This is a genomic window from Alteromonas macleodii ATCC 27126, assembly GCF_000172635.2.
Classification (GTDB): domain Bacteria; phylum Pseudomonadota; class Gammaproteobacteria; order Enterobacterales; family Alteromonadaceae; genus Alteromonas; species Alteromonas macleodii.
The window spans coordinates 2,803,966-2,830,328 of record NC_018632.1 but is presented as its reverse complement, the minus strand read 5'-3'; the positions used below and the strand labels follow the sequence as shown (position 1 = coordinate 2,830,328).

Annotated in this window: 27 protein-coding genes and 1 other annotated feature; of the genes, 10 read left to right on the top strand and 17 right to left on the bottom strand. The window is 44.0% G+C overall.

The features are described from left to right. Window positions 1-288 precede the first annotated feature (288 nt). The 3 genes from MASE_RS12115 (at window position 289) to MASE_RS12105 (ending at window position 5,260) form a co-directional block, all read left to right on the top strand. Window positions 289-3,204 (top strand): M16 family metallopeptidase, encoded by a 2,916-nt coding sequence (locus tag MASE_RS12115; RefSeq protein WP_014950038.1) that lies wholly within the window; start codon window positions 289-291, stop codon window positions 3,202-3,204. Between the two features lie 258 nt (window positions 3,205-3,462). Next, window positions 3,463-4,308, top strand: a complete 846-nt coding sequence (locus MASE_RS12110) for a formate/nitrite transporter family protein (RefSeq protein WP_014950037.1) — start codon at window positions 3,463-3,465, stop codon at window positions 4,306-4,308. Between the two features lie 91 nt (window positions 4,309-4,399). Then, window positions 4,400-5,260 carry an alpha/beta hydrolase gene (locus tag MASE_RS12105; protein WP_014950036.1) on the top strand — a complete coding sequence of 287 codons (861 nt, stop codon included), beginning with the start codon at window positions 4,400-4,402 and terminating at the stop codon, window positions 5,258-5,260. Window positions 5,261-5,478: 218 nt separating this feature from the next. Here MASE_RS12105 and MASE_RS12100 read toward each other — a convergent pair whose 3' ends face one another. From MASE_RS12100 to hisG, 9 genes are all read right to left on the bottom strand, one after another. After that, the gene (locus MASE_RS12100) at window positions 5,479-6,306 is read right to left on the bottom strand and encodes a lectin-like domain-containing protein (RefSeq protein ID WP_014950035.1); all 828 of its coding nucleotides are present in this window, start codon (window positions 6,304-6,306) and stop codon (window positions 5,479-5,481) included. 261 nt (window positions 6,307-6,567) lie between these two features. After that, on the bottom strand, window positions 6,568-7,185 hold the full coding sequence (gene hisIE, locus MASE_RS12095) for a bifunctional phosphoribosyl-AMP cyclohydrolase/phosphoribosyl-ATP diphosphatase HisIE (RefSeq protein WP_014950034.1): 618 nt from the start codon (window positions 7,183-7,185) through the stop codon (window positions 6,568-6,570). Then, complete coding sequence (gene hisF, locus MASE_RS12090; RefSeq protein WP_014950033.1) at window positions 7,182-7,994, bottom strand: imidazole glycerol phosphate synthase subunit HisF; 813 nt, start codon at window positions 7,992-7,994, stop codon at window positions 7,182-7,184. Before hisF ends, hisIE begins: the two co-directional genes overlap by 4 nt. After that, entirely contained in the window at window positions 7,976-8,713 is a 738-nt protein-coding gene (hisA, locus tag MASE_RS12085; RefSeq protein WP_014950032.1) for a 1-(5-phosphoribosyl)-5-[(5-phosphoribosylamino)methylideneamino]imidazole-4-carboxamide isomerase, read from the bottom strand. Before hisA ends, hisF begins: the two co-directional genes overlap by 19 nt. Next, entirely contained in the window at window positions 8,713-9,342 is a 630-nt protein-coding gene (gene hisH / locus MASE_RS12080) for an imidazole glycerol phosphate synthase subunit HisH (RefSeq protein ID WP_014950031.1), read from the bottom strand. Before hisH ends, hisA begins: the two co-directional genes overlap by 1 nt. After that, complete coding sequence (gene hisB / locus MASE_RS12075) at window positions 9,342-10,412, bottom strand: bifunctional histidinol-phosphatase/imidazoleglycerol-phosphate dehydratase HisB (protein WP_014950030.1); 1,071 nt, start codon at window positions 10,410-10,412, stop codon at window positions 9,342-9,344. The genes hisH and hisB overlap by 1 nt, the downstream gene beginning before the upstream one ends. Next, window positions 10,409-11,488 carry a histidinol-phosphate transaminase gene (gene hisC, locus MASE_RS12070; RefSeq protein ID WP_014950029.1) on the bottom strand — a complete coding sequence of 360 codons (1,080 nt, stop codon included), beginning with the start codon at window positions 11,486-11,488 and terminating at the stop codon, window positions 10,409-10,411. The genes hisB and hisC overlap by 4 nt, the downstream gene beginning before the upstream one ends. Next, window positions 11,488-12,792 carry a histidinol dehydrogenase gene (gene hisD / locus MASE_RS12065; RefSeq protein WP_014950028.1) on the bottom strand — a complete coding sequence of 435 codons (1,305 nt, stop codon included), beginning with the start codon at window positions 12,790-12,792 and terminating at the stop codon, window positions 11,488-11,490. The genes hisC and hisD overlap by 1 nt, the downstream gene beginning before the upstream one ends. A gap of 13 nt (window positions 12,793-12,805) precedes the next feature. Then, the gene (hisG, locus tag MASE_RS12060) at window positions 12,806-13,708 is read right to left on the bottom strand and encodes an ATP phosphoribosyltransferase (protein WP_014950027.1); all 903 of its coding nucleotides are present in this window, start codon (window positions 13,706-13,708) and stop codon (window positions 12,806-12,808) included. Between the two features lie 50 nt (window positions 13,709-13,758). Then, window positions 13,759-13,877: a sequence feature (His leader region), on the bottom strand. Window positions 13,878-14,107: 230 nt separating this feature from the next. Here hisG and MASE_RS12055 point away from each other — a divergent pair. Then, window positions 14,108-14,347, top strand: coding sequence for a hypothetical protein (locus MASE_RS12055; RefSeq protein ID WP_014950026.1), 240 nt, complete (start codon window positions 14,108-14,110; stop codon window positions 14,345-14,347). A gap of 15 nt (window positions 14,348-14,362) precedes the next feature. On the opposite strand, the gene MASE_RS12050 is transcribed toward MASE_RS12055, so the two are convergent. Continuing rightward, window positions 14,363-15,136 (bottom strand): ParA family protein, encoded by a 774-nt coding sequence (locus MASE_RS12050; RefSeq protein WP_014950025.1) that lies wholly within the window; start codon window positions 15,134-15,136, stop codon window positions 14,363-14,365. A gap of 219 nt (window positions 15,137-15,355) precedes the next feature. Here MASE_RS12050 and MASE_RS12045 point away from each other — a divergent pair, with 219 nt between their 5' ends. After that, entirely contained in the window at window positions 15,356-16,339 is a 984-nt protein-coding gene (locus MASE_RS12045) for an MBL fold metallo-hydrolase (protein WP_232362759.1), read from the top strand. 78 nt (window positions 16,340-16,417) lie between these two features. On the opposite strand, the gene MASE_RS12040 is transcribed toward MASE_RS12045, so the two are convergent. From MASE_RS12040 to MASE_RS12025, 4 genes are all read right to left on the bottom strand, one after another. After that, window positions 16,418-17,407 (bottom strand): hypothetical protein, encoded by a 990-nt coding sequence (locus tag MASE_RS12040; RefSeq protein WP_232362758.1) that lies wholly within the window; start codon window positions 17,405-17,407, stop codon window positions 16,418-16,420. A 303-nt stretch (window positions 17,408-17,710) separates the two neighbouring features. Next, entirely contained in the window at window positions 17,711-18,283 is a 573-nt protein-coding gene (locus tag MASE_RS12035; RefSeq protein ID WP_014950022.1) for a lipid-binding SYLF domain-containing protein, read from the bottom strand. Between the two features lie 180 nt (window positions 18,284-18,463). Further along, a complete protein-coding gene (locus MASE_RS12030; RefSeq protein ID WP_332306444.1) occupies window positions 18,464-18,733 on the bottom strand; it encodes a DUF6482 family protein in 270 nt (89 codons plus the stop codon). A gap of 130 nt (window positions 18,734-18,863) precedes the next feature. Beyond that, on the bottom strand, window positions 18,864-19,346 hold the full coding sequence (locus MASE_RS12025; RefSeq protein ID WP_014950020.1) for a DUF2244 domain-containing protein: 483 nt from the start codon (window positions 19,344-19,346) through the stop codon (window positions 18,864-18,866). A gap of 153 nt (window positions 19,347-19,499) precedes the next feature. Between MASE_RS12025 and MASE_RS12020 the strand changes: the two genes are divergently transcribed. The 3 genes from MASE_RS12020 (at window position 19,500) to MASE_RS12010 (ending at window position 22,130) form a co-directional block, all read left to right on the top strand. Further along, a complete protein-coding gene (locus MASE_RS12020) occupies window positions 19,500-20,408 on the top strand; it encodes a sulfite exporter TauE/SafE family protein (protein WP_014950019.1) in 909 nt (302 codons plus the stop codon). 113 nt (window positions 20,409-20,521) lie between these two features. Beyond that, window positions 20,522-21,826, top strand: a complete 1,305-nt coding sequence (locus MASE_RS12015) for an alpha-amylase family glycosyl hydrolase (RefSeq protein ID WP_014950018.1) — start codon at window positions 20,522-20,524, stop codon at window positions 21,824-21,826. An 85-nt stretch (window positions 21,827-21,911) separates the two neighbouring features. Then, entirely contained in the window at window positions 21,912-22,130 is a 219-nt protein-coding gene (locus tag MASE_RS12010; RefSeq protein WP_014950017.1) for a hypothetical protein, read from the top strand. Between the two features lie 50 nt (window positions 22,131-22,180). On the opposite strand, the gene MASE_RS12005 is transcribed toward MASE_RS12010, so the two are convergent. The 3 genes from MASE_RS12005 to MASE_RS11995 form a co-directional block, all read right to left on the bottom strand. Next, complete coding sequence (locus tag MASE_RS12005) at window positions 22,181-22,876, bottom strand: EF-hand domain-containing protein (RefSeq protein ID WP_014950016.1); 696 nt, start codon at window positions 22,874-22,876, stop codon at window positions 22,181-22,183. A gap of 320 nt (window positions 22,877-23,196) precedes the next feature. Beyond that, complete coding sequence (locus tag MASE_RS12000) at window positions 23,197-23,595, bottom strand: GFA family protein (protein WP_014950015.1); 399 nt, start codon at window positions 23,593-23,595, stop codon at window positions 23,197-23,199. A 47-nt stretch (window positions 23,596-23,642) separates the two neighbouring features. Beyond that, entirely contained in the window at window positions 23,643-24,698 is a 1,056-nt protein-coding gene (locus tag MASE_RS11995; RefSeq protein ID WP_014950014.1) for an aromatic ring-hydroxylating oxygenase subunit alpha, read from the bottom strand. A 161-nt stretch (window positions 24,699-24,859) separates the two neighbouring features. On the opposite strand from MASE_RS11995, the gene MASE_RS11990 reads away from it, so the two are divergent. Both MASE_RS11990 and MASE_RS11985 read left to right on the top strand, forming a co-directional pair. Continuing rightward, a complete protein-coding gene (locus MASE_RS11990; protein ID WP_014950013.1) occupies window positions 24,860-25,780 on the top strand; it encodes a cation diffusion facilitator family transporter in 921 nt (306 codons plus the stop codon). 102 nt (window positions 25,781-25,882) lie between these two features. Beyond that, entirely contained in the window at window positions 25,883-26,215 is a 333-nt protein-coding gene (locus MASE_RS11985; protein ID WP_014950012.1) for a hypothetical protein, read from the top strand. Window positions 26,216-26,363 lie beyond the last annotated feature (148 nt).

Here is a 26,363-nt window from a genome sequence, read left to right as displayed (position 1 = left end):
GGCTTGTGTAATAGATGTAGATTGTAAATTACCTAATTTGTTCAAAATTGAGGTGTGGAAAATGTAACGAACTATGTCGGTAGCTAATTAAGGTTGCTCTAGCTTCAGGGTATTGAGCGTTGAAAAAAAGCAATAAAACTCATATCAATCATATGTTTATATTGCACTCTGTAAAAGATGAACGCCGCCCGTTTAGGCATGCTAAAAATGTCTGAAAAAGGAATGTCATGGCACTGGTGGTGCACTTGTGGTACTTGTTACATTTTTGACTGGCAAAGAACATATATAATGCTTGAAACATTCAAACGAACAAGAATGTACACTGCAATTGCTGTAATAACACTAAGTGCAGTTTCGACAGGGTGTACGCATAACACCAATGATCCACAAAATGTACGAACTGCTTCCGATATAACCAGCGAAACAACCGCTAATGCAGATAATAGTACTGCTTCCCTAAATACGTCACTGTTCAACGTGGACTACGAGCGTTTTACTCTGGATAACGGGCTTACCGTTGTACTGCACGTTGACAGGTCTGATCCCGTTGCTGCAGTCGCCCTCACTGCGCATGTGGGTTCAGCCAGAGAAAAAGAAGGGCGAACAGGCTTTGCGCACTTGTTTGAACACTTACTTTTTCTCGAATCAGAGAACTTGGGAAAAGGCGGTCTTGATAAACTCAGTGCGAAAATTGGCGGCTCAGGTGCAAATGGCTCGACGAGTCGTGATAGTACCAATTACTTCCAAACTGTACCCATTGATGCTTTAGAAAAAATGATCTGGGCTGAAGCCGATAAGTTGGGATTTTTCATTAATACCGTAACAGACCCTGTGCTCGCCAAAGAAAAGCAGGTGGTGAAAAACGAAAAGCGCCAGAGTGTGGATAATCGTCCTTATGGTCACAATCAATATGTGATTGATAAAAACCTTTACCCTGAAGGGCATCCTTATAGTTGGCAAGTGATTGGGTCGTTAGATGATCTGCAAAACGCAACGCTTGCTGACGTGAAAGAGTTTTTCAAAAAATGGTATGTACCTAATAATGTGGTGCTTACCATCGCGGGTGATATTGACGTAAATCAAACTAAAGCGTGGGTTAAAAAGTATTTCGATGAAATTCCTGCGGGAGAGCAAATCAATAAATTACCGCCTCAACCTGCGAAGCTCAATGAGACTAAAAAACGATTCCATATAGATAATTTTGCACAAGCGCCACTTTTAACTATGGTGTGGCCAACCGTACCTGAATATCACGATGACTATTATCCACTTCAAGTACTTTCTCAGTACTTAAGCCAAGGCAAAAATGCTCCGCTGAACAAGGTGCTTGTTGACGAGAAGGAGCTCACCAGTGATGTTTATCTTTATGGCTATGATGCTGAGATCGCTGGACAGCTACAGCTGCAGGTTATGGCATTTAATGGCGTGAACTTAAACACTGTTGCAGATGGAGTTAACGAAGCGTTCGCCCGCTTTGAGAAAGACGGGATTTCTTCCAAGGATTTGGCGCGCATAAAAGCAGGTCAAGAAACAGAATTTTATCAAGGACTTTCAAGCGTCTTAGGTAAAGGTTTTCAATTGGCGCAATACGAAATCTTTGCGGGCGGGGCTGAATTTATCAGCCAAGATGTTCAGAAAATTCTGGGCGTTTCACAACAAGATGTAATGCGTGTTTATAGCACCTATATCAAGGATAAACCGTTTGTCGCCTCTAGCTTTGTACCTAAGGGACAGCAAGAGTTGGTGTTAAGCGGCTCTACTGAAGCTAATGTAGTGGAGGAGCAAATTGTCGCGGGGGCGGAAGAGAGCTTTGATGCGTCAGTTGCGGCTGAATACGAACGTACTCCGTCATCGTTTGATCGCACGAAAGAGCCTGCTTATGGTGAATCAATAGAAATTACACCACCTAAGGTTTGGCAAAATACACTGTCGTCTGGCATCAAAATAACGGGTATTGCTAATGACGAAGTGCTATTGGTCGCGTTTGAGTTAAAGCTAGATGGTGGCATGCTTCTAGACTCAGAAGGTAAAACAGGAACCGCCAATTTACTTGCCGCAACCTTGCTTAAAGGTACGGCGGAAAAAACACCCGAGCAGCTGGAACAGGAAATTGAGCTTTTAGGCGCTTCTCTGGAGGCCAGTGCTTCTGAAACTGACATTACTATTAGCGGAACGGTATTGTCTAAGCACTACAGTGACTTAATGCAGCTCGTCACTGAAGTGATACTTTCTCCTCGCTTTGATGAACAAGAGTTTGAATTAGCTAAAGACGATACGATCAACCAGATTGAACAAATAAAAGCGAACCCTAATGCCATTGCATCGGTTGAGTTTAAAACACTGCTTTACGGAAAGGCGCATCCGTTTGCTCAAACGGTTCTTGGTGATAAGCAAACTGTAGATGACACAACGCTCGAAGATGTTAAGAAATATTACGAGAAATACTTCACACCGTCATTGGCAAAGTTCCATGTTGTGGGAGACATCAAACAACAGGACGTTGTAAAAAGCCTAGCGCCACTTAATGCGCGATGGTTACCAAAAGATGTTACTTTTGCGAAGGTACCAGAGCCCAAGCTGCCAGAAAGCGCCCAACTCTTTTTCTATGACGTTCCTGGGGCTAAACAGTCAGTGCTTTATTTCGGCCATTCCGCCCCGAATGTTACTCATGATGATGCTTATAAAGTCAGTGTGATGAATTATCGTTTAGGCGGGGGCGGTTTCGCCTCACAGCTTATGCAGGAACTACGTGAAAACAAAGGCTACACCTATGGCATTCGTTCATCGTTTTCTAGCGATCAATATACGGGTGAATTCACCATACGAAGCGCCGTAAGGTCGAACGTTACCTTAGAAGCAACGCAAGCTATCATGGATATATTAGCAGCGTTTGGCACAAACTATTCAGATGAAGATTTAGACGTTACGAAAGGGTTTACACTTAAATCTGGCGCTAGGGCGTTTGAAACGTTAGGCGCTAAATTGAATATGGTTAGCGAAATTAGCGACTTTGGCTTGCCCAATGATTACGTTTTACAGCAAGAAGCTGAGGTAAAAGCGTTAACCGTTGGTGAGATAAAGCGCCTTTACGGTAAATATGTACATCCTGATAGAATGATTTATTTGATAGTAGGGGACAAAGATACCCAGTTTGAGCGTTTACAAGCGCTTGGGTTAGGGCAACCAACCTTGTTGAACCCTTAGTTCATGTTTTACGTTTTGCGAGCATTATAACGGCCGTTAATAAGATCAAAGCCCGTGTGAACAGCGTTCACGCGGGCTTTTTTATTAAAATGAGTGCTATATCTGAAATAGGCAAAATTATTGTGACCAAAAACGTACTTAATCAACGTAACCGAATAGGGTGGTCTGTTAGTGCCTGTTAAATAACTGTGTGGTAGACCAAATACTATGTAATTGAGGCAAACGTCCTAGTTAAGCAAAGAGTTGCAGGAGACATGAGTGACGGAAAAAATAAAGGAGTCTGGGCGCCAAGAGCAAGACGTTGCCCTTAGTCATACTGAAGAAAAAGATGTACGAGATAATCAGAGCTTAAATTCTGTTTCTTTGTACGCCATTGTCCACAGGGAAGGGTTAGAAGAACTTCAGCGTCCTATGATGTCATTGTGGTGGTCTGGTGTGGCGGCAGGCATTGGCATCTCGATTTCAATTCTTGCTGAAGGAATTTTGCATCACCTCTTTGCAAATTCTCCCAATCAGTTTGTTATCGAAAACCTGGGCTATACGGTTGGTTTCGTGCTGGTGATTGTTGGTCGACTTCAATTGTTCACCGAAAATACGCTTTCGGTCATTCTACCCTTGTTGAGTAAACCTTCGTTCAATATGGGCTTTTGCATTGCGCGCCTGTGGTTCATCGTTTTCACCGCCAATATGTTCGGCACCTTTTTGGCTGCGTTTTTCAGCTTTTCGCTGCAATCTGTTCCACCAGAGCTGGTTGAAGGGATGACCGCTATTTCTGAACATTATGCCAAGCTATCACCATCAGACGCTTTCTCATACGGCATTACGTCCGGGTTTATCATTGCCGCTATTGTATGGATGAAGCCTTCGGTTAAGCATTCTCAAATATTGATGATAGTTATTTTTACTTATTTAATTGCTATAGGAAATTTTACGCACGTGATAGCCGGTTCAACAGAACTTTTCTTGTTAGCACTGCAAAATAAAATAAGCGTTCTTGAAACACTCTCACTCATTGGTGCAACATTATTAGGAAATATTGTGGGCGGAACGGGGCTGTTCGCGCTGCTGGCTTATGGCCAAGTGGTAAGGGAAATCGAGAAATAGAGAAGTCAAAAGGTGACCCTAGGTGTGCAAACAGTGGTTAATTGAAATTAGCTGCGTTATAACATGCCGTTTAAACCACTAAGAGGTTACGGTGCTTCGCTTTCTAACAGCAATAATTCTTGTCGGAAGTGCATTTTCATGTGCTTTTGCTGAATCAATCATTAAACCTATCATTTCTGAAGCGTCTGTTTCGTTACCTAGAAGCAAAATGGTGACAATAGAAGATACGGAAACTGCACGTAAATATACGTTATTTGTACAGTTGCCAAAAAGCTATAACGCATCTCCTTCCAAGGATTACCCCGTAATATACACAACAGACGCGCCTTACAGTTTTCCTATTATCGTAAGCTCTATGCGAATGCCAGTAAACGTAGGCCAAATGGAAGAAGCGGTCATAGTGGGGTTGTCTTATTCCCTAGAATCAAAAGGCGTAGAGAGTAGAGTAAGGGACTACACTCCTGCCATAGCCAATAGTTGGAAACTGGAAACCGGTCTTGCTGCGGAGTATCTGTCATTTATTAGACGAGATGTATTAACATTTATTGAGTCTACATATCGAGTAGACGCCAATCGACGGACTTTTATTGGGCATTCATTAGGCGGGCTATTTGGCGGCTACGTGCTCATGCAATCTCCTGAAACCTTTTCTAATTATGTGCTTGTTAGCCCTTCAGTGTGGTTTAATGACGATTACTTGCTAACCTTAGAAATGGCTGAAACTCAATCGCCCAAGCGTGTTTACATTGGTGTGGGAAGCTTTGAAACGCCTGAGTTTGGCGAGGGTCAAGATATGGTTGCGGGGAGCAAAGCATTGGCAAGTAAAATCAACGCTAAGGCAGATCAAAACATAACACTACAATTGCATGTTATCGGCGGCGCGTCGCATGCGACCGTATTTCCCACCGTTGCTATCCATGGAATAGATTGGATATTGGGAACGCCGCGCTAGTCGCGTTTCTTTAACCGAGGGCTCACTTTTTGTTCGATTGTTAGACAGGCTAAGCAGTATTAATTTCAATAAAGTGCAAAGCTCTGCGATACAAAAATGCCCTTCGTGTAGAAAACGAGAAGGGCATTTTTATATAAGAATGTAATTTAAATCAACGCCTTAATCAGTACGCTAGTTACCGAGTTGTTGAAAGTAGAAACATTACTGCACTTTGAGAGTTAAGACCTCAAAATTTGCTTTTTTCTTCGAAAAACCAAAAAAGCTAAAGCACTCATCATTAAGCTAAAGGTTGCTGGAGCGTTTACAGGAGTGTTTGTTGGTATTGAGGATGTATTTGTGAACGTGGCCGAAAGTATTTCATGAGTACTTGCATAGGAGCCTGTTCCGGATGTGAATCCCAAGAATGCATCGGTTGAACCTAAAATAGAGGCCACATCTAAAATTCGTGAAATGCTACCTCCTTTCGTTGAATCGGTTTCCATGGACCAAGAAACATCGAAAAGCTTGCTAATTCCGTCGAAAGTTATCAGAACATTCCAAACATCTCCTTCATTGAATCGGAATGGTTCATTGACGTTATTAGAGGTATTAACGTTGCCGTTAATACCTATGCCAACGTGGTTGCCGTTATTATTATCCCAACTGGTGTTATTAAAGGTATCAAACTCAACCGCAACTGAATTATTTATACCCTGATATCCTAAACCACCACCAGCACCGCCCACGTTTGCATTTTGTGTCTGTATTACAAAAGCAAGACCGTCTGCTCCTAAGCCGTCAGTATCACCGCCTAAACTGTTATTGTCTATTTTGAAAGAAAAGCTTGTCGCAAATGAAGAGTCGTTGATGAGAGAGATTGCATTTGTGGTAAAAACTGAACCGCCTTGCCACGCAATATTATTCGTTAGCTGCAGGTTGTTATTTACTACCTGCGTGTTGCCGTTTAGCGTAAGCCCCGTAGTGTCGGAGAAATCATTGTACTGAATGACTGTTGCAAAAGACGAGAAGCTTCCTAAAAGCAAAAAGCATGAAAGTACTTTTTTCATTACATATCCTTATGTGGTTAGTGAACATTGTTAATTAAACAATCACAGTGTAAGCATTATCCATGCCTTCAGGTAATCACATTGAAAGTATGAGATTTTTTCTGCGAATACGAACTCATTGTAAAAAAAGTGGACAATTTTAGAGCGATGTTTAGCTTTTTGAGGAGCGTTGGGAGATATATTTAGGAGTTCAAAGGCCTCTAATACGTGAACGTTTAGAGGCCTTGAGTTTAACTTCTGCGTAGATCGCTGTCGCTATTACTATTTATGGCGCTCACGCAACACATCAAGTGCATCGTTAAGGGACATATCGCTCGCCTGAAGCAGTACCGTTAAGTGGTACAACAAGTCAGCGGCTTCATTCTTTAGCTCTTCTTTGTCGTGTACAGTCGCAGCCAATGCGGTTTCTACACCTTCTTCGCCCACCTTCTGTGCTATTCGCTTAATGCCTTTGTTGTAAAGGCTAGCGGTATAGCTGCTTTTAGGATCCGCGTCTTTACGGGAAGCCAATACACGCTCTAAATCTGCAAGAAACGTAAAGGCTGGTGTGTTGCCGTCGAACCAACAGCTTTCAACACCAGTGTGGCATGTCGGGCCGTTAGGGTTGGCAAGTACCAACAGTGAATCTTGATCGCAGTCACAAGCAACGCTCACTAAATCTAGCGTGTTACCAGATGTTTCACCCTTGGTCCACAGACGCTGTTTTGAACGGCTGAAGAATGTCACTTTGCCCGTTTCAAGGGTTTTCGCCAATGCGTCTTGGTCCATGTAGCCCTGCATTAATACCTTACCAGACAGTGCGTCTTGCACAATGGCGGGTAGTAGGTTGTCCATTTTGTCCCAAGCTAATTTATTGCTGTTTTCGTTAGTAATGATCACGGGTTTACTCCTTCTGCTTGCGCCGTTAATCCGTGACGCTTACGCATGGCAACGCCATTGCTGGTCAACTCTGCTTTCAACTCATCAATATTGATGATGCCCTTGTGAAATACTGATGCTGCAAGCGCGCCATCTACGTCAGCCTGTTGAAACACATCCGTAAAGTGGGCAATTTCACCTGCGCCACCCGACGCAATTAGCGGCACTTCACAGACATCGCGCACGGCTTTCAGCTGCTTCACATCGTAGCCTTTGCGCACGCCGTCTTGGTTCATGCAGTTCAGTACAATTTCACCCGCACCGCGCGACTGAACTTCTTTAATCCAATCGATGGTTTGCCACTGGCTTTTTTGCGTTCGCGCTTCATCACCAGTGAATTTGTACACTTCGTATTGGTCGGTTGCTTCGTTATAAAAGCTGTCGATACCAATCACGACGCACTGTTGACCGTATACGTCGTGTAGCTGGTTAATTAGATCTGGGTTATTAAGGGCAGGGGAGTTAATCGAAATCTTATCTGCACCCATTTCCAAAATGCGCCCGGCGTCTTCAATGCTCTTAATGCCGCCCGCTACGCAAAACGGGATATCAATAACCTGTGCTATACGGCTTACCCAGCTTTTGTCTACCACACGGGCATCAGAACTTGCGGTGATATCGTAAAATACCAACTCGTCGGCACCTGCTTTCGCATATTGCTCAGCAAGAGGTACAATATCACCAATAATTTCGTGGTTTCTAAACTGAACGCCCTTAACAACTTTGCCGTCGCGTACGTCTAGGCACGGTATTATGCGTTTTGCCAGCATGCGATAGCCTCCTTCACCGTAAACTTACCTTCAAGTAGTGCGCGCCCAAGAATAACGCCGCCAACGTTTGTGGGTTTTAGCGCTTCGATATCAGCGATGCTGCCAATACCGCCAGACGCTTGCCAGCTAACGTGTGGGAAACGGGCTGCCATTTCTTGATACAGCTCGGTGTTCGCGCCTTGTAGCGTGCCGTCACGGCTAATGTCGGTACACAGTACATGCTTTGCACCAACAGAAGCGAAGTCTTCAAGCAAGCCTTCAAGGGCTACGCCAGAATTCTCTTGCCAACCGTGGGTGGCAATAAGCTTTTCACCGCTATCGCTGATATTGATATCCAGGGCCAGTACAATGTGCTCTGGACCGTACTTTTCTACCCAAGACTTCACTAGTTCAGGTTGCTTAACGGCCAAAGAACCAATCACTACGCGGCTGACGCCAGTTTCTAGTAATTGCGCCACTTCTTCTTCGCTTCGAATACCGCCGCCGGCTTGAAACTTCATGCGCTTGGTATCGACCATAGACTTAATTAGTGAAAGCTGACGTTTACTGGTGTCTTTAGCGCCTGTTAGGTCAACAATGTGCAGCCAGGTTGCACCTTGGTCGGCATAGTCGTGAACCACGTCTACTGGGTCCAGTTCGTATTGGGTTTTCTGCTCGTAGTCGCCTTGATAAAGGCGTACTACGCGTCCGTCAATAAGATCAATCGCTGGAATAATCATTATAGGTTCACAAAGTTAGTCAGTAATTGTGCTCCGGCCTCGCCAGAACGCTCTGGGTGAAATTGCACCCCGTAAAAGTTGTCTTTGTTTATGGCAGCTGAAAATACGTTGCCGTAAGTACAGCTTGCAAGCGTATGCTCGTACTCAGGTACAGCAAAGCTATGCACAAAATAAAAGTACGTATCTTGTGGAATGCCTTTGAACAAACTTTCGTTGTTATGCGTCACAGTATTCCAACCCATGTGAGGCAAGCGCACGCCTTTTGATTTCATGCGCGCCACATGACCTGGCATTAGGTTCAAACAGTCGATGTTGCCTGTACCTTGAAAACCACCTTCCGCACTGGTTTCAACCATAAGTTGCATGCCTAAACATACGCCTAGCACAGGTTGGGTAAGCGACTGCAGGGTTTCCACTAACGCTTTTTGCTTAATGCTTGCCATCGCTGCTGCCGCTGTTCCTACGCCGGGTAAAAACACTTTATCAGCGCTTTTAATCACGTTTACATCGTCAGATACGTCCACTTCAACGCCTAAGCGCTCAAGGGCGAAGCGTACCGATGAAATGTTCGCGCAGCCGGTATTTACTATGACTATTTTTTGTCGCTGGCTGGGGTTTACCACTGACATTACAGGGCTCCTTTACTACTTGGTAGCGCGTCGCCTTGGCGCGTAATGGCTTGACGTAGCGCACGGCCAAATACTTTAAACAGGCTTTCTACTTGGTGGTGAGCATTACCTTCGCTGGTGGAAAGGTGCAGCGATAGCCCCATGCTTTGTGCAAGCGAATAGAAGAAGTGCGGAACCATTTCGGTGGCCATTTCACCTACCTGGTCGCGGCTAAATTCAGCGTCAAACTTAAGGTGTGGACGGTTTGATATGTCCATAATGCATTCCGCACGACATTCATCCATTGGCAACGCGAAACCAAAGCGACCAATACCGCGTTTGTCGCCTAGTGCCTTTTTAAGCGCTTCACCAAGGGCAAGCGCGGTGTCTTCTACACTGTGGTGATCGTCAATATGCAAATCGCCATCGGTAGTCAGGTTTAGCTCGAAGCCACCGTGGGTCGCAATTTGGTCAAGCATGTGGTCAAAAAAGCCCATGCCGGTTTGAATTGTCGACTTCGCCTGCGAATCAAGATCTACACGCACGCGAATGTCGGTTTCAGAGGTGGTACGTACCACCTCTGCAATACGTGAAGACGCTAACAAGCTTTTCTGAATATCGTTCCAGTTTAAGCTTTCACGGTTGTACTGAAAGCTGCGAATACCCATGTTTTCAGCAAGCTGTACATCGGTAATTCTGTCACCAATAACAAACGAACGAGTGAAGTCCACTTTGCCTTGCTGTAGGTATTCTTGTACTAAGCCAAGCTTTGGTTTGCGGCATGTGCAGTTATCAGCATCGAAGTGCGGGCAAATAAGCACATCGTCAAACACTACACCCTGGCTTTCGAAAATGGCCATCATGGCATTGTGTGGCTTGTCGAAGTCTTCTTGCGGGAAACTGTCTGTACCCAAGCCGTCTTGGTTACTTACCATCACGAGTTTAAACCCAGCTGCCTTTAGTTTAAGTAGCACAGGAATAACATTTGGCTCGAAAACAAGCTTCTCTAAACTATCTAATTGCTTATCTACTGGCGGCTCTTCTACGAGTGTACCGTCGCGGTCAATAAATAAAATGGCTTGCTGACTCATGCCGCGTCCTCATTATTTTTAAATTCGTTAATTAGCTGCATTAAACGCTGGTTTTGCTCTTCAGTGCCTATGCTTACGCGTAAACAGTTTTGTAAGTTAAGCTGTTTTGATTGATCGCGAATAAGCATGCCTTGGTTTACCAAGTACTGCATTAGGGCTTGCGCTTTTGCGTAGCGGAATAAGATAAAGTTTGCTCGTCTATCACCCACTAATTCAAAGCCTTCGATAGATTCCAGCGCTTCGGCTAGTGCCTCTTTTTCCCGGTTAATGGTAGCCACCTGAAGCTCAAGTAACGTTAGCGATTCAGCCGACAATGCTTGTGCAGCAATCTGCGCTACTGGCTCTGGAATGGGATAGGGCGCTATCACTTTAAGTAGTGCTTGGATGACGGGTGCCTGAGCAAGTGTAAAACCACAGCGAAGACCGGCAAGAGCAAACGCTTTAGACAGCGTACGAAGTACCACCAAGTTTGGATAGTTGTTAATCTCATTTGCCCACGTATTGTCGGCATCGAACTCAATATACGCTTCATCTACAACAACCAGTGCTTTATCGGCAAAGTGATTGAGCACGGTTTTAATGTCTTCACGAGCAACTGGCGTACCGGTTGGATTATTTGGCGCACAGATGAAAATCACGTTAACGTCATCTTCAGCGCATACAGCATTCACGTTAAGGCTAAAGTCGTCGTTAAGCGGCACTTTCTTAATGCCCACATCACAGGTTTCAGCACTGATTGCATACATACCGTAGGTAGGCGGGCATATCAGAATGCTGTCTTTACCCGGCGTGCAGAAGGTGCGAATAAGCAACTCAATGCCTTCATCTGCGCCGCGGGTAACTATAAGCTGCGATTTGTCTAGCCCGGCGTAGTTAGCGTAACCACTGACTACCGCTTCGGGCTGACATGACGGATAGCGGTTAAAGTTACTGCTATCTACGCTGTATTCGTTGGCATAAGGTGACTCGTTGGCATTAAGCCAGTCTTGACCACCTGAAAATAAGCGACGAGCCGATTCATACGGCTTTAGCGGCACTAAATTTTCGTTAATTAGGTTATCGATAAGTGCCGACATTAGGCGTCTCCTTGCTTAAGTGCCTGCATGCGAAGTGCAACGGCCTGTTCGTGTGCATCCAAGCCCTCGGCAGCTGCAAGTGCCATAATCGCAGGGCCTAAATTACGCATGCCGTCTGCGCTTAGTTCTTGAATAGTGTAGCGACGCATAAAGTCTAATAATCCAAGGCTAGAGTAATTCTTAGCATAGCCATAGGTTGGCAGTACGTGGTTAGTGCCCGACGCGTAATCACCTGCAGATTCTGGTGACCACGGGCCTAGGAATATAGAGCCTGCGTATTTAATTTTTGGCAAATAATCACGGGCATTCTCTATTTGTACAATTAAGTGCTCAGCAGCGTAGGCGTTACTTGCTTCAATGGCTTGCTCAATGGAATCAGCCAAAATATAACGCGCATTTTCCATAGCAGGGCGGGCAATCTCAGCGCGAGATAGGGTTGCTAATTGACGTTCAACCGCGGCTTTTGCTTCTTCAATAAGTGTAGCGCTGTTAGACACCAAAATAGCCTGCGAGTCTGGACCGTGCTCGGCTTGGGAAAGCAGGTCGGCCGCTACAAACTCAGGGTTTGCGAACTCATCAGCAAGTACCAACACTTCTGATGGGCCGGCCGGCATATCAATAGCTGCACCATCAGCACGTTGGCTTACTTGCTGTTTAGCTTCAGTCACAAAGCTGTTACCCGGGCCAAAAATCTTATCTACTTGAGGAACGCTGTCTGTTCCCAAGGCCATAGCGGCGATTGCTTGGGCACCACCACACAAGAAGATCTTGTCGATGCCGCATTTTCTGGCCGCATACGCAATTTCAGGCGCGATAAGCTGTTCTTTGTTTGGTGGAGTACAAAGTAGCTTATTTTCGCAGCCCGCCACCAATGCAGGTACGCCTAGCATCAATACGGTAGAAGGAAGCGGCGCGCTGCCGCCTGGAATATAAAGACCCACTGCATCAAGGGCAGTGAAGCGCAGCTCGCATTTAACACCAGGCGTTGTGGTTAGCGCGATATCACTAGGCATTTGCGCTTCGTGAAACATTTTTATGTTGTTGAACGCAGTATCGATAGCACTTGCTACCTCTGGCGTTACCTTCGCAGCAAGAGCATCAATGTTTTCTTGTGAAAGTACAAGGCTAGTTAAGTCTGGGCAGTCAAATTTACGTGTGTAATCAAGTACTGCCTCATCGCCTTCTTTTTCAACGCGGGCGATAATGTCGCCCACGGTCTGCTTTAACTGTTGGCTATTGGCCATAGCCGGGCGGGCTAGCGCCTGTTTTTTCTCATTTACCGAAAGAGATGACCAAGTAATCATAATTGCCTGCCTTTTAGCCCATCATTTTTTCGATTGGCATTACAAGAATAGAGCTACAACCAAGGGCTTTAAGTTTCTCCATGGTTTCCCAGAACAAGGTCTCTGTAGAAACAACGTGGATAGCAACTTGTTCTTCATTTCCAGCAAGTGGTAGAACCGTAGGATTTTCAGCACCTGGAAGTAGGCTTTTCACCTGCTCTAAATACGCTTTTGGTGCGTGTAGCATGATGTACTTGCTTTCTTTTGCTAGTAATACGCCATCAACACGTGGCATTAGTCGGTTAACCAGTGTTTCTTTCTCGTCGCTAAGCTCGCCATCAGCGCGCTTAATAAGTACCGCTTTACTGCGGAAAATAACGTCTTTTTCAACAAGACCGTTAGCTTCAAGGGTTGCACCGGTAGATACAAGGTCACAGATAGCGTCAGCTACACCTGCTCGTGGGGCCACTTCCACAGAACCTTGTAGCATTACAGCCTTTGCATTTATGCCCTGTTCTTTGAAGTAGCGCTCAAGTAGGTAGGGGTAAGTTGTTGCTACTTTTTTGCCTTCTAGCGACTGGATTCCTTGATAATCCATCTCATTAGGTACCGCTATAGACAGGCGGCAGCCGCCGTAGTCTAGACGACGCAATACTTCATACTCGAATGGCTTGCCCGCAGCTTTACGCTCTAGCATTTTCTCTTCTAGCTCATTTTCGCCAATAAAGCCTAGATCTACTACACCATCCATAACAAGACCTGGAATATCGTCGTCACGCACGCGAAGCAAATCAATAGGCTGGTTCGTAGAATGCGCAATCAGCAGGCGATCACGAATATTGAGTTTAATGCCTATAGCTTTCAGTAGGGCAATGCTGTCATCGCTCAATCGACCTGATTTCTGTACGGCAATTCGAAGTCTTTTGCTGTTACTCATTGAAACGTTCCTTACACGTTGTGTTTTAACTTTTGATTGCGCCTAAAACGAAAAACCCCCGGAAGTTTCCTTCCGAGGGTCGAGAATTTGTTTTATCTGCGCCACTGGAAGGATACATAGACCTTCCAGCACGAACCTGAAAGGTTATGCTTTGTGGTGATGGTGATGTTTCGTCGCGCAGTTAATCATTTTGAAAATTTTAATTCCTAATTTCGAACGGCTGAAACATTAGCGTTTTGAATTAGGATTTGCAAGGTTAAAGTGAACTCTTTTGGCACATTAACTCTAATTTAATGTGTATATAATAAAACAATTCGTTATGAATTAGTTTTGAACCGTAATTTTAGGCAACTCGTTGCCGATAAGTTATAGAGACAAATGCAAACTTCTGGAGGGCGTATGAGCAACGATCTACTGTTTCCCATTTTGCCTCGCAACACAAAAGTGCCGATTGAGACGGACGACCGCGTGAAGAAAGTGCAAAAGACCAAAAAGTCCGAGCATTTCAGTGAAGAAGAGCGCGATCAGTTTCAAGATGTGAAGCGAACTGAGATTATCGAAAAATCAGCTGAAAACTCGAAAGATAAAGAGCGAGGTAACAGCGAGGGTGGACTTAAGCATATTGATATTGATGTTTAGCGAAACTTGTTAGCGTTAGGTTTTGCTCGCATTGAGTTCTTCAAATAAAGCCGCAATTTGATTCGTCACTTTGTGCTTAGGTAAGTAGAAAGGCAGCGGCATTCGCTTAGAGTGAGACTCTTTCACTTTTACCGTGGCACTTATATAACTTTCTAACACTGGCAAATCTTGCTGCTTAAGTGTCTCAATTAACTCTCTTGGAAGCTTTGCTTGGCTATTGAATTGATTAACAACAATACCCAACAAACGCAGTTCAGGGTTGTGGTCTTCTTTTAGTTCCATTACATTTTCAAGTAAACGCTCAATCGCCTGTGCCGAGAAGTCGTCGCAATCAAAGGGGACGCAAAAGCCATCAGCAGCAATAAGTGCCGCTTTAGAATAAAAATTAAAATTAGGAGGCGTGTCGATAAAAATGTTGTCGAATTCGTCTTTTAACTCCTTTAACGCGTCTTTAAGTTTAAAAATTTTGTATCGTGACTCGAGCTCTCGCTCGACTTCTGCCAACGCAGAAGAAGAAGGCATAACGAAGAGGTTTTCATAAGGCGTTGCATGCACGAACGCGTTAGGCTTCTTGGCTGTTCTGAAAATGCCAACTACTTGTTTGAACATATCGGCCACGGTAAGGCTTTGTTCACTGGCGTTAAATCCCACGTAGTGAGTACTATTTCCCTGAGCGTCTAAGTCTACCAATAAGGTCTTATGACCCAGCTTAGCGCTTTGCGCAGCTAAATTGGTGCTAATGGTCGATTTGCCTACGCCACCTTTTTGATTAAACACCACGATTATCATAAGAAATCCCTTTGTCAGTTGTGTTTAAAATATGCCCAATTAAAAGTCCTTATGCAAAATATTGTTTGTGGTTTAATGCAAACTGAATACAGTTGTCCCAAACAGTGAAAAAATCAACACCGCAAAACAACGTGGTTTTATACACCTAGAATGGAAAGCGTTATGGTTAATATAAAAAAGTCTGTATGGCGGCTTGCAATAATGCTTCTGGCGGTTTGGATGTCCAATAATACTTACTCAGCCGATGTATACACTGCGCAATATTACGCGGATAAAGGATTGAAAAGTGCTAAGCATTTTTCTGGATTGGCGAGTCTTTGCGATATTAGTCAAGAGCCGCGGGATATGTTCGTTATTAACGAAAATCGGCGCGAGAGATCCAAGCGCAGTAATGGTGATAGCGAAGTAAAAGGAAATGCTAAAGTCCGTCGTCAAATTCCACCTCAACAGGTCTTCGATAACCTTTATTATGTCGGCGCTGGAAACGTGGCGAGTTGGGCAATAGATACAGGCGAAAGTATAGTTTTAGTAGACGCGCTAAATAATAACCAACAAGCTCAACAGTATATTCTTAATGGACTTTCGGCACTGGGTTTTGGAGATAAGCCTGTTTCCCATCTAATCATATCTCATGGACACGGCGATCATTACGGTGGTTTTGGGCTGATTAAATCAGTTTATAGTCCACGTATTGTGATGAGTGAAATTGAGTGGCACGTGTTAGAAAACGACGCGTTTGCAAGCTATCGCTGGGGAACAAAACCTGAAAAAGATTTACTGATTGAAGATGGGGATGTACTCAACGTGAATGGCACTGAGTTAGCGTTTTATGTAACGCCTGGACATACACCGGGTACGCTTACTATCGTTCTCCCTGTGATCGATGGAGATGAACGGCATCGCGCTGTATTATGGGGCGGCACAGGGCTCAATTATGGTCCGGATGTCGCAAGAATAAAGTCTTATACAAACTCGGCCAATGCAATGAAAGCGCTGGTGAAAGAACAAAATATTGATGTATTTTTGTCAAATCACCCTGGAAGAGACGGAACAAGAGATAAGCTTAAGGCGTTAACGGATAGGAAAGATAATCAGGCACATCCATTTATACAAGGAGAAGATGTGGTTGTTGAAGCATTTGAGCTTCTCGAGAATTGTACAAGAGCACAGTGGATGCAGATTGAGGAAAACCGTGCTCAGTAAAATGTGAGCGATATGATTCTCAAGGCAAGAAAGAGAGAAACCGTAGACTTGCTCCTTCTGCCTTGAGATTTTCAAACGTTATTTCTGTAGCATTTTGTGTTTATTAAATCTTCTTGCACTCAATAAACTTACTGCGAAAATAAAAATTGCAAATGTAGAGGGTGCACTTACCTCAGTTGAAGAAGAGGTTGTAGCAAACGAGCTAGCTAAAATGATCTCGCCGTTGACAATCGGGTTGTTGGTCAAGTTAAACACAGGCCCTGTTAACGGCCCGCCAGCAGGGAATAGTGCATCGTAAAATGCATTTAGTGAGAAATCATCGAAAGATACTCTAACCGCGTTGCGTGATTCTGTGCAAGAGGTGTTGGAACACGACTTTTCGACTTCATTAACAAATATTCCCAAGCCAAAGTCAGCGATATTCAAACCTGCAAAGAGAGACTGATTTTCAAGTGCAGTAGCCGTTACGGTATTTCCCCAAAGATTCACTTCCACATCCACGATGTCTGATGAACCTGCTGTAGATAGATTCACATTTGAGCCGGTCGTGGCGTTTCCGTCAATTTGCGAGATTGTGGAAAGTACATCAGCACTTAGCGTTAAAAAGCCACTTATTCCAAGTAAGTCTGAAAATAAGTCAAGATTAAGGTCGTTTATGGTTCCGCGGCCTGACGTAAAAAAGCTTGCCGGAACAAAACTCGTTAAAGACGATTGAGATTCACCTTCAATAATGGCGGTGGATAGCGCGCCATCAAACTCTGTAACGTCGATGGGGCTGCCCAACGTACCCGAAGCATCTGAGCTTGCGCCAATGATAGTGTCAATCTGAGAATAATTTTCAGGAGCACTACCGCTGGTATGAGCTAAGTTGATAGTTGAGTTAGCGATTGCAGAGACCATACCTCCTACATTACTTGTAATGGAAAGATCGACATGGACTGCATTCCCATAACTGCTGCCTATTATTGCCGCGTTAGTTGAAAAGCCTACCGTCGCCGAAGCGAACAATGCGCTCGTTAATATTGTTCTTACTACTGCTCTTATCACTTTGTTGTTTTGTGGTTGCATGATGAAACCCTCGTTTATGGCTTAGCGTGCTGCTAAGCGAGCCTTTTACAAGTAAAGCGTAGTCACCAGTGTTCAATTCAGTTATGAGGGTTTCCCCCTAAATTTAGACTTTCGTATACACGGCGGTGGTAAGAGAAGCTATGGGAACACGACACTGCTTATTACTGTGATTCAGACAGCCTAAAGATTTAGAGCGGTAGCGGGCAGTTGTGCAGAAAAAATAAAAAGGCCTCTTGCATTCAAGAGGCCTTCGGTGTGTTGGAGCGCTAATCGCTAATATGGTTAGGAATAGTTAGGGCAGAATTAGTTTAGTTCTTTATCTACCCAAAATTTCGTGCCTTTAACAGTGGCCTGTAATGTAAGGCCGCTTTCAGTCATAGTATACACTGTGACGTTACCCAAGTAGCCTTCGCCTTCTGCAGATGCGCCTTTGTTACCGGCTTTCGCTGCTACATCCGCGTTACCACCTACAGTCCATCCATTTTCAATAAAGTGATTCATCGCTTTTTGTGTGTGGAAAACCATAACAATTCGGTAATCTTTTGCGCCTAAGCCAAGGCCTACGCCACCTTCGGCCATATTCATATATGTTTTTGCGCCGGTTACATTATTGTTTACAACACCGTAGCCTGTGCCCGCCGCCACAAAGAATACGTTGATGTTAGCATTGGTAAATACGGCGTAGCCGGCAGCGTCTTTTACCTGAGAGCGCGTATCGGGCTTTTCAGAATAAAGGCGGGCAAGCGCGTTATCTTGCATATCTAAAATAGCTTGTCGCTTTTCAGCAACAGTTCCGTCGCCCATCGAAGCGCACGCCGTCAAGGCTAACACGGCAGCCACAAACACAGATTTAATAGCTAACTTACTTATTTTCATGCAATTCTCCTTAGCATGTAGGTATTTTATTAACTACAGAAGAAGACCATTCTTACTGTTTCTAATTCAATAAAATACCGTTTTAATTTACGTCACATTAGTTGTACGCAAAAAACGTGCTAAGTGGTGCATGGAACATTGAAAACTATTGGTCTTACTTGCTAGTACACCTGCAAGTCGCTACCACTCAATTTCAAGCTCTAACGCACCGGGATGATCGGTTTGACCAACCATTTCTTCATACGGTGTGCTTTGAAGGAGCCAAACTTTCTCAAAGGCTTGAGAGTCAAAATGCTCCCTAATCTCGTTCAAACAGTGAAACGTTTTAGGTTGTGACTTGTTGTCGCGAACCAAGGTGCGTGAGGCGCCCATACCGGTTGATGCGAGGTAATTGCCGCCTTCTAGTGACTCGATGTATAAGTTCATGGTGTAACCCTCATTAGGTCGCAACTCGTTTTAGCTGCGTCTTATATCTAATTAGTCGAAAATAGCCACAATGATCATTAATTTTGTGTCATGCACGATAAGGAGCCTTGCGCATTAGTCGCATTTCAAAAGTTGCATTTCAAAGCAACACGATTTACCACCACTTATTCGAACATACTGCGATCCCCGCCTTTTGCATACATTCATGAACACGCTCTTTGTCTTCTAAATTTAAAAATGATCCCACTTCAAATTGCTGCAGAGGGGCTTGTAGCACAAGCTGTGGCGCACATTTTAAGCTCAAGTCTTTTTTATAGTACAAGGACGTATCAGGGCGGAAGAATTCTATGCTGATACCGTTCGAGCTAGTGACTTGAATGCTGTTTGATGAAATTAAGAGCGTCTCCCAGCGGTATGTTGCTTTAGAAACCAAATACATAATCAGTGCAAGTAACCCGACCTCCAATCCTGCAAAAGGTAATATGACCCACGCACCGGCCAGTGACCAAGCAATAGCTATCGAGCTGATAAAAAGGGCAAAAGCTGCAATAAGGTGCTTTGTCTGTTGCCATGTTGCTGAGCGGTTTGGCGAAAGATGCAGTTGCACCTGGTGCTCAAATGTAGATACTTCAACCATGTTTTTTAAAATGCTGTATATGATATCTGTGTAAGTAAAACCTTATACGTAGTGGGATAACAATAGTTTGAAAATTGTACAGATGCTAGTTGGCTGCGTACTTAGAAAAGTCATGCCGTGTAACTTGCCGTATTTTCTGCCTTAAGGACGTATGTGATTTCTCTCATCAAGCAAAACGCTGGTAAAACAGCGTTGATAGTACTTTTATTTTTATGGATCGGCAGTTTGCTAGCGCAACCAGCCCCTATTGAGCTTGTTAAAGACTTCGGGCTTTTCAGCGTTCTTGGCGTTATTGGTGCTATATTTGCGAATGCCACTGGAGCTGGCGGTGGCGTGGTTTTCGTTCCGTTTTTTAACTACCTGTCATTTTCTGCGCAAAGCGTTGTGGCAACGAGTTTCGCCATCCAATGCTGTGGTATGACCGCGGGGGCACTAACTTGGGCCGCGTATTATAAACACCAACACAAGTATGATCAGTATTGGAAAGCATTACCCAGTGTACTGATGTTAACGGTTCCCTCGTCAATATGCGGCATAGGATTCGCTCAGTATTCATCTCAAAGTACAAGGCTTCTAGAGCATTTGTGGGGTGGGGCCAATAACCTTCACATCGCTTTTGGTAGTTTTTCTATTCTATTAGCAATCGCAATATTTGCTTCTATTCCGCTAATGAAGCGTACCCATTTCAAAAAAGACTTACATACGAAAGATCTTTTGCTTTTACCTTTCATTGGTTTTTTAGGCGGCATTATCACCGCGTGGCTTTCGGTAGGAGTAGGAGAGTTAGTCGCTGTTTACCTCATAATTCGAGGGTTTAATGTAACTTTGTCTATTGCCAGCGCGGTTATCTTGTCGGCTTTTACTGTGTGGTCTGCATTGCCGTATCACGCTTTTATAAGCGAGTCTGTGGTATGGCAGGTTGTTTTGTTTGCTGGGGCAGGTGCAATAGTCGGTGGAACGATTGCAAAGTTTGTTGTTTTAGCATTTTCGGTTCAGCGTCTAAAACTTTTTTTCGGTATTTGGGTACTAATTTTAGGTGTTACAAGTTTACCTATTCTTTAAGCCACGAGCTTGCGGCAGTTAAAAGCCCAGCTCGCTGCAATTTGAAGCCTAAAGTAACGCGACGCAGAACCAGATTCTTTTTCTAAACGCTAATCTCGATAAGGAAAGATAATATGGATATCAATCCTGTTCCTAAGAAACGATATAACGTGCTTCAGCCAGAATGGTCATCTCACGCAGTTATTTATCAGGTCAACACTCGACAGTTTTCAGAGCAAGGTAATTTTGAAGGAGTGAGAAAAGGGTTAGCTCATATTAAATCACTTGGCGCTGATATTGTTTGGCTAATGCCTGTACATCCTATTGGGGAAAAAAACAGGAAAGGGGAGCTTGGTAGCCCCTATGCGGTAAAAGACTATCTGGCCATAAACTCAGAATTTGGTAGCGAAGAAGATTTCAAAGCGCTGGTGGATGAAGCGCACAAGCTTTCGCTAAAAGTCATCATAGACTGGGTGCCAAATCACAGTGCGTGGGATAATCCTTTGGTTGAACAGCACCCCGAGTGGTACGCCAAAGACTACAAAGGAGATTTTCGTCCATCTCCGTGGTGGGATTGGAGCGATATCATAGAGTTTGATTATGAACACGTTGGCCTTCGCAAATACATGATTAACGCGTTGTGTTATTGGGTTGAAAAGTTCGACATTGATGGGTTTCGCTGTGATGTAGCGGGGTATGTCCCCAACGATTTTTGGCAGCAAGCAGTGCATACGCTAAGCGCAATCAGACCAGTCTTCATGTTGGCTGAATGGGAGAATCGAGATCTTCACGAAAATGCGTTCAATATGACATACGCATGGAGTTGGAACGAGACGCTACACGAACTCGCACACGGACAATGTTCGCTGGATAGGTTGCGCAAGTATTATTCGTGGAACGAACGCAGCTGGCCTCACTCCGCTTACAGAATGACCTTCGTTAGTAATCATGACAAAAATGCCTGGGATGGCACTCAGCGCGAACAATTTGGTGATGCGCTTGAAGCCTGCATTGCGTTGTCAGTGGTAGGTGAAGGTATGCCGCTCATTCACAACGGGCAAGAAGCCGGGGAAACCAAGCGTTTAGCGTTCTTTGAGCACGATCCTATACACTGGCAAGAACATGAAATAGGCAACTTGTACCGCAAGCTAATTGCTCTTAAAAAGTCCAAAGCCGTGCTAGGGAACGGAGAGTACGGGGCAAGAATGATACAGGTGCCAAACTCTAAGATGGATAAGGTTTTTAGTTTTGTACGTTGTAATGAAAATGAAAAAGTGTTCGTTGTGATTAATTTTTCAAATGAGCAGCTTGATGTAACGTTTGAAGAACCATTGTTTGAAGGTGAGTATGCGCACTGGGAGCGCGACGAAAAGAAAATCTTCGGAGCTGATTCAGTGTATAAACTCACGCCTTGGCAGTTCGAGATATGGGTGGCATAACGGTGTGATCGTTTAGTGTCATCTTTAACTACAAAAGGTAAAAAGCACTAATGTTTTTTTACTAAGTGAAAATTAAGGATGAACGATGACTGCGAATGAATCAGCTGAAAAAACAGAAGACCGATCGTTAAATAATCATGCAGCGCTTAAAACTTCTATTGCCAATGGTGATGTTGAAGAGGTAAAAGCGCGACTTGAAGGACACACTTTGGATAAGCTAGAAAAAGGTTATCTTATCGATCTCGCACGCTTGTGTGGTAACAGTGAAATCGAGGAAGTGATTAAGTCCACACCCGAAAGTTAGATGCTAAAGAATCTAGCTCAGATTTAATCTGAGCTAGTACAACTTAGTCATTACTCTTCAGAACTATCACTTGAGTTATTTTCAGACTTACTCTGATAACGCTTAAATTCCGTACGCGTAATTAATTCATCGTCATTTGCGTCAATATTATCAAAATCACGTGTTACACCACTTCGCGAGGCTTCAGCTTTAGTAAGCTTACCGTCGCTGTTAGCGTCCATCATCTCAAATTTACTGCGCGCAATGACCGCTTCATCTGCGATAACCGTATTATCGTGAACAACAGTATCTTCAGCGACTTTGTCAACGTTTGTCTTTTCTAAGTTTCCGTTAGCCTTCAACTCAGTCTTAGCTCTTAGCTCGTGAGTCAGCCTTTTGTCTTTCGTCGCGGCAACCACTTCATCGACATCAGTATCAACTTTAACTTCCGTTTCCATTGTACCTTCTGTACCCATACTCTCTTTCATCGATTTTGCCGTTGCAAGCACGTCGTCATCGAAATGTTGAGGGTGCTTCGTTACATGAGCATTGAACTCTTTAATTGAAAGCTGCATGTCTGAATTGGTATCAATTTTGGAAAAGTGCGCATAAATCTCATCGTCGTCAGCTTCTTCTCGTGAAATATAGCCGTTGTCATCGTTATCCAAATCGGCAAATGTGGTGTCTATTTTTTCGATACCATTGCCGGCAAACGCGGCAGTCGAAAGTGCGGCGCTGATTAGTGTAGCAATTGTTAATTTTTTCATATCTAACTCCTTGGTTTTTCGGCCTCCATACTGCTTAAAAACGGAGGAGAGTATTCACATGGAGTTATTCACAGCATATGCCATTTCAATAAAGTGTTTTTAGATCATTGGTTTATGTTTTTTGAAAGGTTGGGGGACGACAGGCGGAATTGTGAGATCTATAGAATTTTCTGAAAAAGTTACTCGCTATTTTTGACAAAAACGGAACACGTTAAGCGGAGAATGTTGTGAATGCGAGCAACAATCGACCTGCCGTTATTCAAGCAGCGAATTTTGTTTAGTATAAAGCCATTAGGTTTCGAATGAGTATTCAATGTTTGTTACGGTAAACGTTCAAATTTTGTGATGGTTTCTAAGTTTTCTTCCCACGCAGCTTTGCTTACGCCGAAGATATGTGCAGTAGGTTTAATCAGTAGTTTTGTATCCAGACATCCAGCGGGTACGGCTAGAATGTCACCGAGTTGAGTACAAGGAAGGGCTGAACCGCAAATTTTACAGAAACTTTTGCTATGACGCGTGTTCTCTAGCGTGAAGTTGACTACAGCGTCAACACCCGATGCCCAAGTTAACATAGCCGAACTTGAAAACAGGTTGGCTGCGAAGGCCGAACCTGTATCCTTTTGACAGTGTTTACAGTGGCACAGATAAAAACTGTCAAAATCACCCTCAATTTTAAAAGTTACCGACCCGCACAAACAAGACCCTTTGTAATTGTTCATCAAAACTCCTTTTTTGTGAAATACCACTATTTAGAGCACTAAGACTGCTACTGTTTAGCAAGCCAATCGTAAAAGTGCGCCACGCCCGCTTCTAAAAACGGTTCTATAGGACCGTGTTCTTCTTCGCCTGATAAATAAAGTGCACGTCGACCTTTTTCTAGCAATAGGCAGGCTTCTTCATCTTCTACCGCTGTTTCCATATAGGCCGCTTTTTCCGCTGCAAAGTAGTCTGGCATATCTTTATAAAGTGCTTCGGGATAATAAAATTCAACGTGGTTTACACATGCGCCGGCGCCCTTGGGGTAAATCGTGCTGACGACAATAATATCTGGGTACCACTCAATCATAATATTAGGGTACAAAAAGCACCATATTGCGCCAAAGCGAGGAAGTGTTTGCCCAAATCGTGCCAATAATGCGTCTTGGAACTCTCTGTAACGCGGTGTTGTGCGCTTGGTAAGCTGGTCGCCTAGCCCAACTTTTTGAACTGAAAAATCATCGCCAAACGACCATTCTAAATCATCGGGTTTAACAAACTGGCGAAGCCCAGGGTGCATGGAGTACACGTGATAGTTCTCTAGATAGATTTCGATGAATGTCTTCCAGTTAAATTGATATTCCGTGGTTTCAGATCCGGCGTAAAAGTAATCGGTAAAGTCGAGATAGTCCTCAAGCCCAAGGGCAGATAAGTCCATATTAGGAGATCGCCCTCGAAATAGAAGACCGTTCCACACTGACAGTGATTCCTTTTTCAACTGACCGCTAGGGGCATCCTTAAAGTGGGGCGCACCTTTAAGCTGGCCTGTATTGTCATAGCCCCAGCAGTGGAGTTTACAAACTATGCTGCGTGCCCGGCCTTGCCCTTCAAGAAGTTGAGCTTGTCGATGTAAGCAAACATTGGATATAAGTTCATAATTCTCACCTTGATTAAACAACGCATAACGGTCGTTAAAGTGAGGCAGTACTTGATAGCTAAACTTCTCTGGCACCATTAGGGAATGGCCCGCATAAGCAAGCCCTCGAGAGAATGCCTGCTCGACTTCCTGCCGGCTTTCATCTGCATCAAAGTAACTTTTTATAGAAGGATGGGTAACGATTTTCATAGTTTAAAACGGGTGCTAAAAACGCAGTGCGTTGAGTCGAAATAATATAGGCGCTATGTATCACTGAATTGCTTAAAAAAATAGCAATATTTTATTTAAAGCACTATTTTTTTTAAAATATAGGAGTAGAATCCGCGCACCTTAATTTCGAAGTGATTTTCATGGACATTGGCTTCCATCACCTTGAAGAGAAGCGTCTATTAACGCTTTCTTTTTATATTGCCGGCGCATTTGTCATTATTGCGCTTGGTTTTGCCATTTTAACGAGCTCAGGCGCTATTTTATTTGATGCCGCGTACTCGTTAATCGCTTTTGTTATGTCAATGCTAACGCTTAAAGTGGCCAATTTGGTTCAACGCCCTGACGATGACCGGTTTCACTTTGGTTACACGGCAATTGAACCTACGCTAAACATGTTTAAGTCGCTTATTATCATTGCCACGTGTGTGTATGCCGTCGCGAGCTCTGTTCAGAGTTTATTAGCAGGTGGGCACGCAGCTGAGTATGGTATTGGTATGGTCTACGGTGTTGTGGCAACGGTTGGCTGTTTTAGTATCTCTCTGTACATGCGAGTAAAAGGTAAGCATTTACTGTCTGATTTAGTAAAAGTGGATTCTCACACTTGGATGATAGACGGCGTGCTAAGTGCATCCATCTTGTTCGCTTTTATTTTGGCCTACGCGTTAGAGTTGACGGAATATAGAACACTGTCGCCGTACGTTGATCCTGTTTTATTGATTATTCTTGGTTCGGCAATGTTGCCGGTGCCTTTTAAGATTTTGCGTGAAAGCCTTAATGAAGTAATTAACAAAGCGCCGCCTGAAGCTATCTCGGCGGTAATCGAGAAAAAATTCAAAAAAACGTTGGCTGACGTCCCATACGAACATGTGGAAGTGAGAATTAGTAAGCGGGGTAGGGATGTCTATCTGTTAGTCCATATTATCGTGGATGACGCATTCTCGATTGCAACGATCAGTGAGTTAGACGAAATTCGACTGAAATGCGAAGCAGAAATGCGCGAGTGGGATCCTGCAATCATCATGGATATCTTGTTCATAAAAGATCCTGAACTTGCAGAGTAATGATACGGGGGAGTGTGAAATTTCTCGCATTCTCCCCTTACTTGGCTGGCAAAATCCTCCAAACTTTCCGATAATCAACTCTTTAAGCTAATTGAAGATGTGATGGAAACGCGACTTCCGCTATATAAAAAGCTGCTGGTAATGTACCGCATAGAACCGGGATGTCTTGGGCCGCAAGGTGCTGACTACGTCGAGGAGTTTTGTGTATTTGCCAAAAAAAGGCTAAAAGACAACCATGGTCATTGTTTGCGATGGACCATTAAGCCCCGCTACGACAAGACACTGCCAGAGCTTGAGTTCCAGATAAAAAATGCCGTACTTTCCCGTGACAATGCGGCTAAATATATGGATAGCTTTGGTATTGATATCGATGCTTTCGAAGAAGAGCTAGAGGAGTCACTCGCCGATTTGGTTGATGCATTTTTTGAACGCTGATGCGTTTAACTAAAGCACCTTCGCATGCATTGCTATATACAATGCTAGGGAACTCGAAAAGGCATCTCAAAAGCAGGGCACAAAAAAGCCCCGCCATTTCTGGCGAGGCTTTATCATTCAGTTAAAGTGAATCAGTAACTCACCTTAA

Excerpts from the sequence above, each read along its gene's own strand:
- MASE_RS12045 (WP_232362759.1), top strand. The coding sequence starts at position 15,356 with ATGTCCAATAATACTTACTCAGCCGATGTATACACTGCGCAATATTAC.
- MASE_RS11985 (WP_014950012.1), top strand. The coding sequence starts at position 25,883 with ATGGAAACGCGACTTCCGCTATATAAAAAGCTGCTGGTAATGTACCGC.
- hisC (WP_014950029.1), bottom strand. The coding sequence starts at position 11,488 with ATGTCGGCACTTATCGATAACCTAATTAACGAAAATTTAGTGCCGCTA.
- hisB (WP_014950030.1), bottom strand. The coding sequence starts at position 10,412 with ATGAGTCAGCAAGCCATTTTATTTATTGACCGCGACGGTACACTCGTA.
- MASE_RS12005 (WP_014950016.1), bottom strand. The coding sequence starts at position 22,876 with ATGAAAAAATTAACAATTGCTACACTAATCAGCGCCGCACTTTCGACT.
- hisA (WP_014950032.1), bottom strand. The coding sequence starts at position 8,713 with ATGATTATTCCAGCGATTGATCTTATTGACGGACGCGTAGTACGCCTT.
- MASE_RS12055 (WP_014950026.1), top strand. The coding sequence starts at position 14,108 with ATGAGCAACGATCTACTGTTTCCCATTTTGCCTCGCAACACAAAAGTG.
- hisH (WP_014950031.1), bottom strand. The coding sequence starts at position 9,342 with ATGTCAGTGGTAAACCCCAGCCAGCGACAAAAAATAGTCATAGTAAAT.
- MASE_RS12040 (WP_232362758.1), bottom strand. The coding sequence starts at position 17,407 with ATGCAACCACAAAACAACAAAGTGATAAGAGCAGTAGTAAGAACAATA.
- MASE_RS11995 (WP_014950014.1), bottom strand. The coding sequence starts at position 24,698 with ATGAAAATCGTTACCCATCCTTCTATAAAAAGTTACTTTGATGCAGAT.
- MASE_RS12050 (WP_014950025.1), bottom strand. The coding sequence starts at position 15,136 with ATGATAATCGTGGTGTTTAATCAAAAAGGTGGCGTAGGCAAATCGACC.
- MASE_RS12025 (WP_014950020.1), bottom strand. The coding sequence starts at position 19,346 with ATGGTTGAAGTATCTACATTTGAGCACCAGGTGCAACTGCATCTTTCG.
- MASE_RS12035 (WP_014950022.1), bottom strand. The coding sequence starts at position 18,283 with ATGAAAATAAGTAAGTTAGCTATTAAATCTGTGTTTGTGGCTGCCGTG.
- MASE_RS12100 (WP_014950035.1), bottom strand. The coding sequence starts at position 6,306 with ATGAAAAAAGTACTTTCATGCTTTTTGCTTTTAGGAAGCTTCTCGTCT.
- hisF (WP_014950033.1), bottom strand. The coding sequence starts at position 7,994 with ATGCTGGCAAAACGCATAATACCGTGCCTAGACGTACGCGACGGCAAA.
- MASE_RS11990 (WP_014950013.1), top strand. The coding sequence starts at position 24,860 with ATGGACATTGGCTTCCATCACCTTGAAGAGAAGCGTCTATTAACGCTT.
- MASE_RS12115 (WP_014950038.1), top strand. The coding sequence starts at position 289 with ATGCTTGAAACATTCAAACGAACAAGAATGTACACTGCAATTGCTGTA.
- hisG (WP_014950027.1), bottom strand. The coding sequence starts at position 13,708 with ATGAGTAACAGCAAAAGACTTCGAATTGCCGTACAGAAATCAGGTCGA.
- MASE_RS12010 (WP_014950017.1), top strand. The coding sequence starts at position 21,912 with ATGACTGCGAATGAATCAGCTGAAAAAACAGAAGACCGATCGTTAAAT.
- hisD (WP_014950028.1), bottom strand. The coding sequence starts at position 12,792 with ATGATTACTTGGTCATCTCTTTCGGTAAATGAGAAAAAACAGGCGCTA.
- MASE_RS12000 (WP_014950015.1), bottom strand. The coding sequence starts at position 23,595 with ATGAACAATTACAAAGGGTCTTGTTTGTGCGGGTCGGTAACTTTTAAA.
- MASE_RS12015 (WP_014950018.1), top strand. The coding sequence starts at position 20,522 with ATGGATATCAATCCTGTTCCTAAGAAACGATATAACGTGCTTCAGCCA.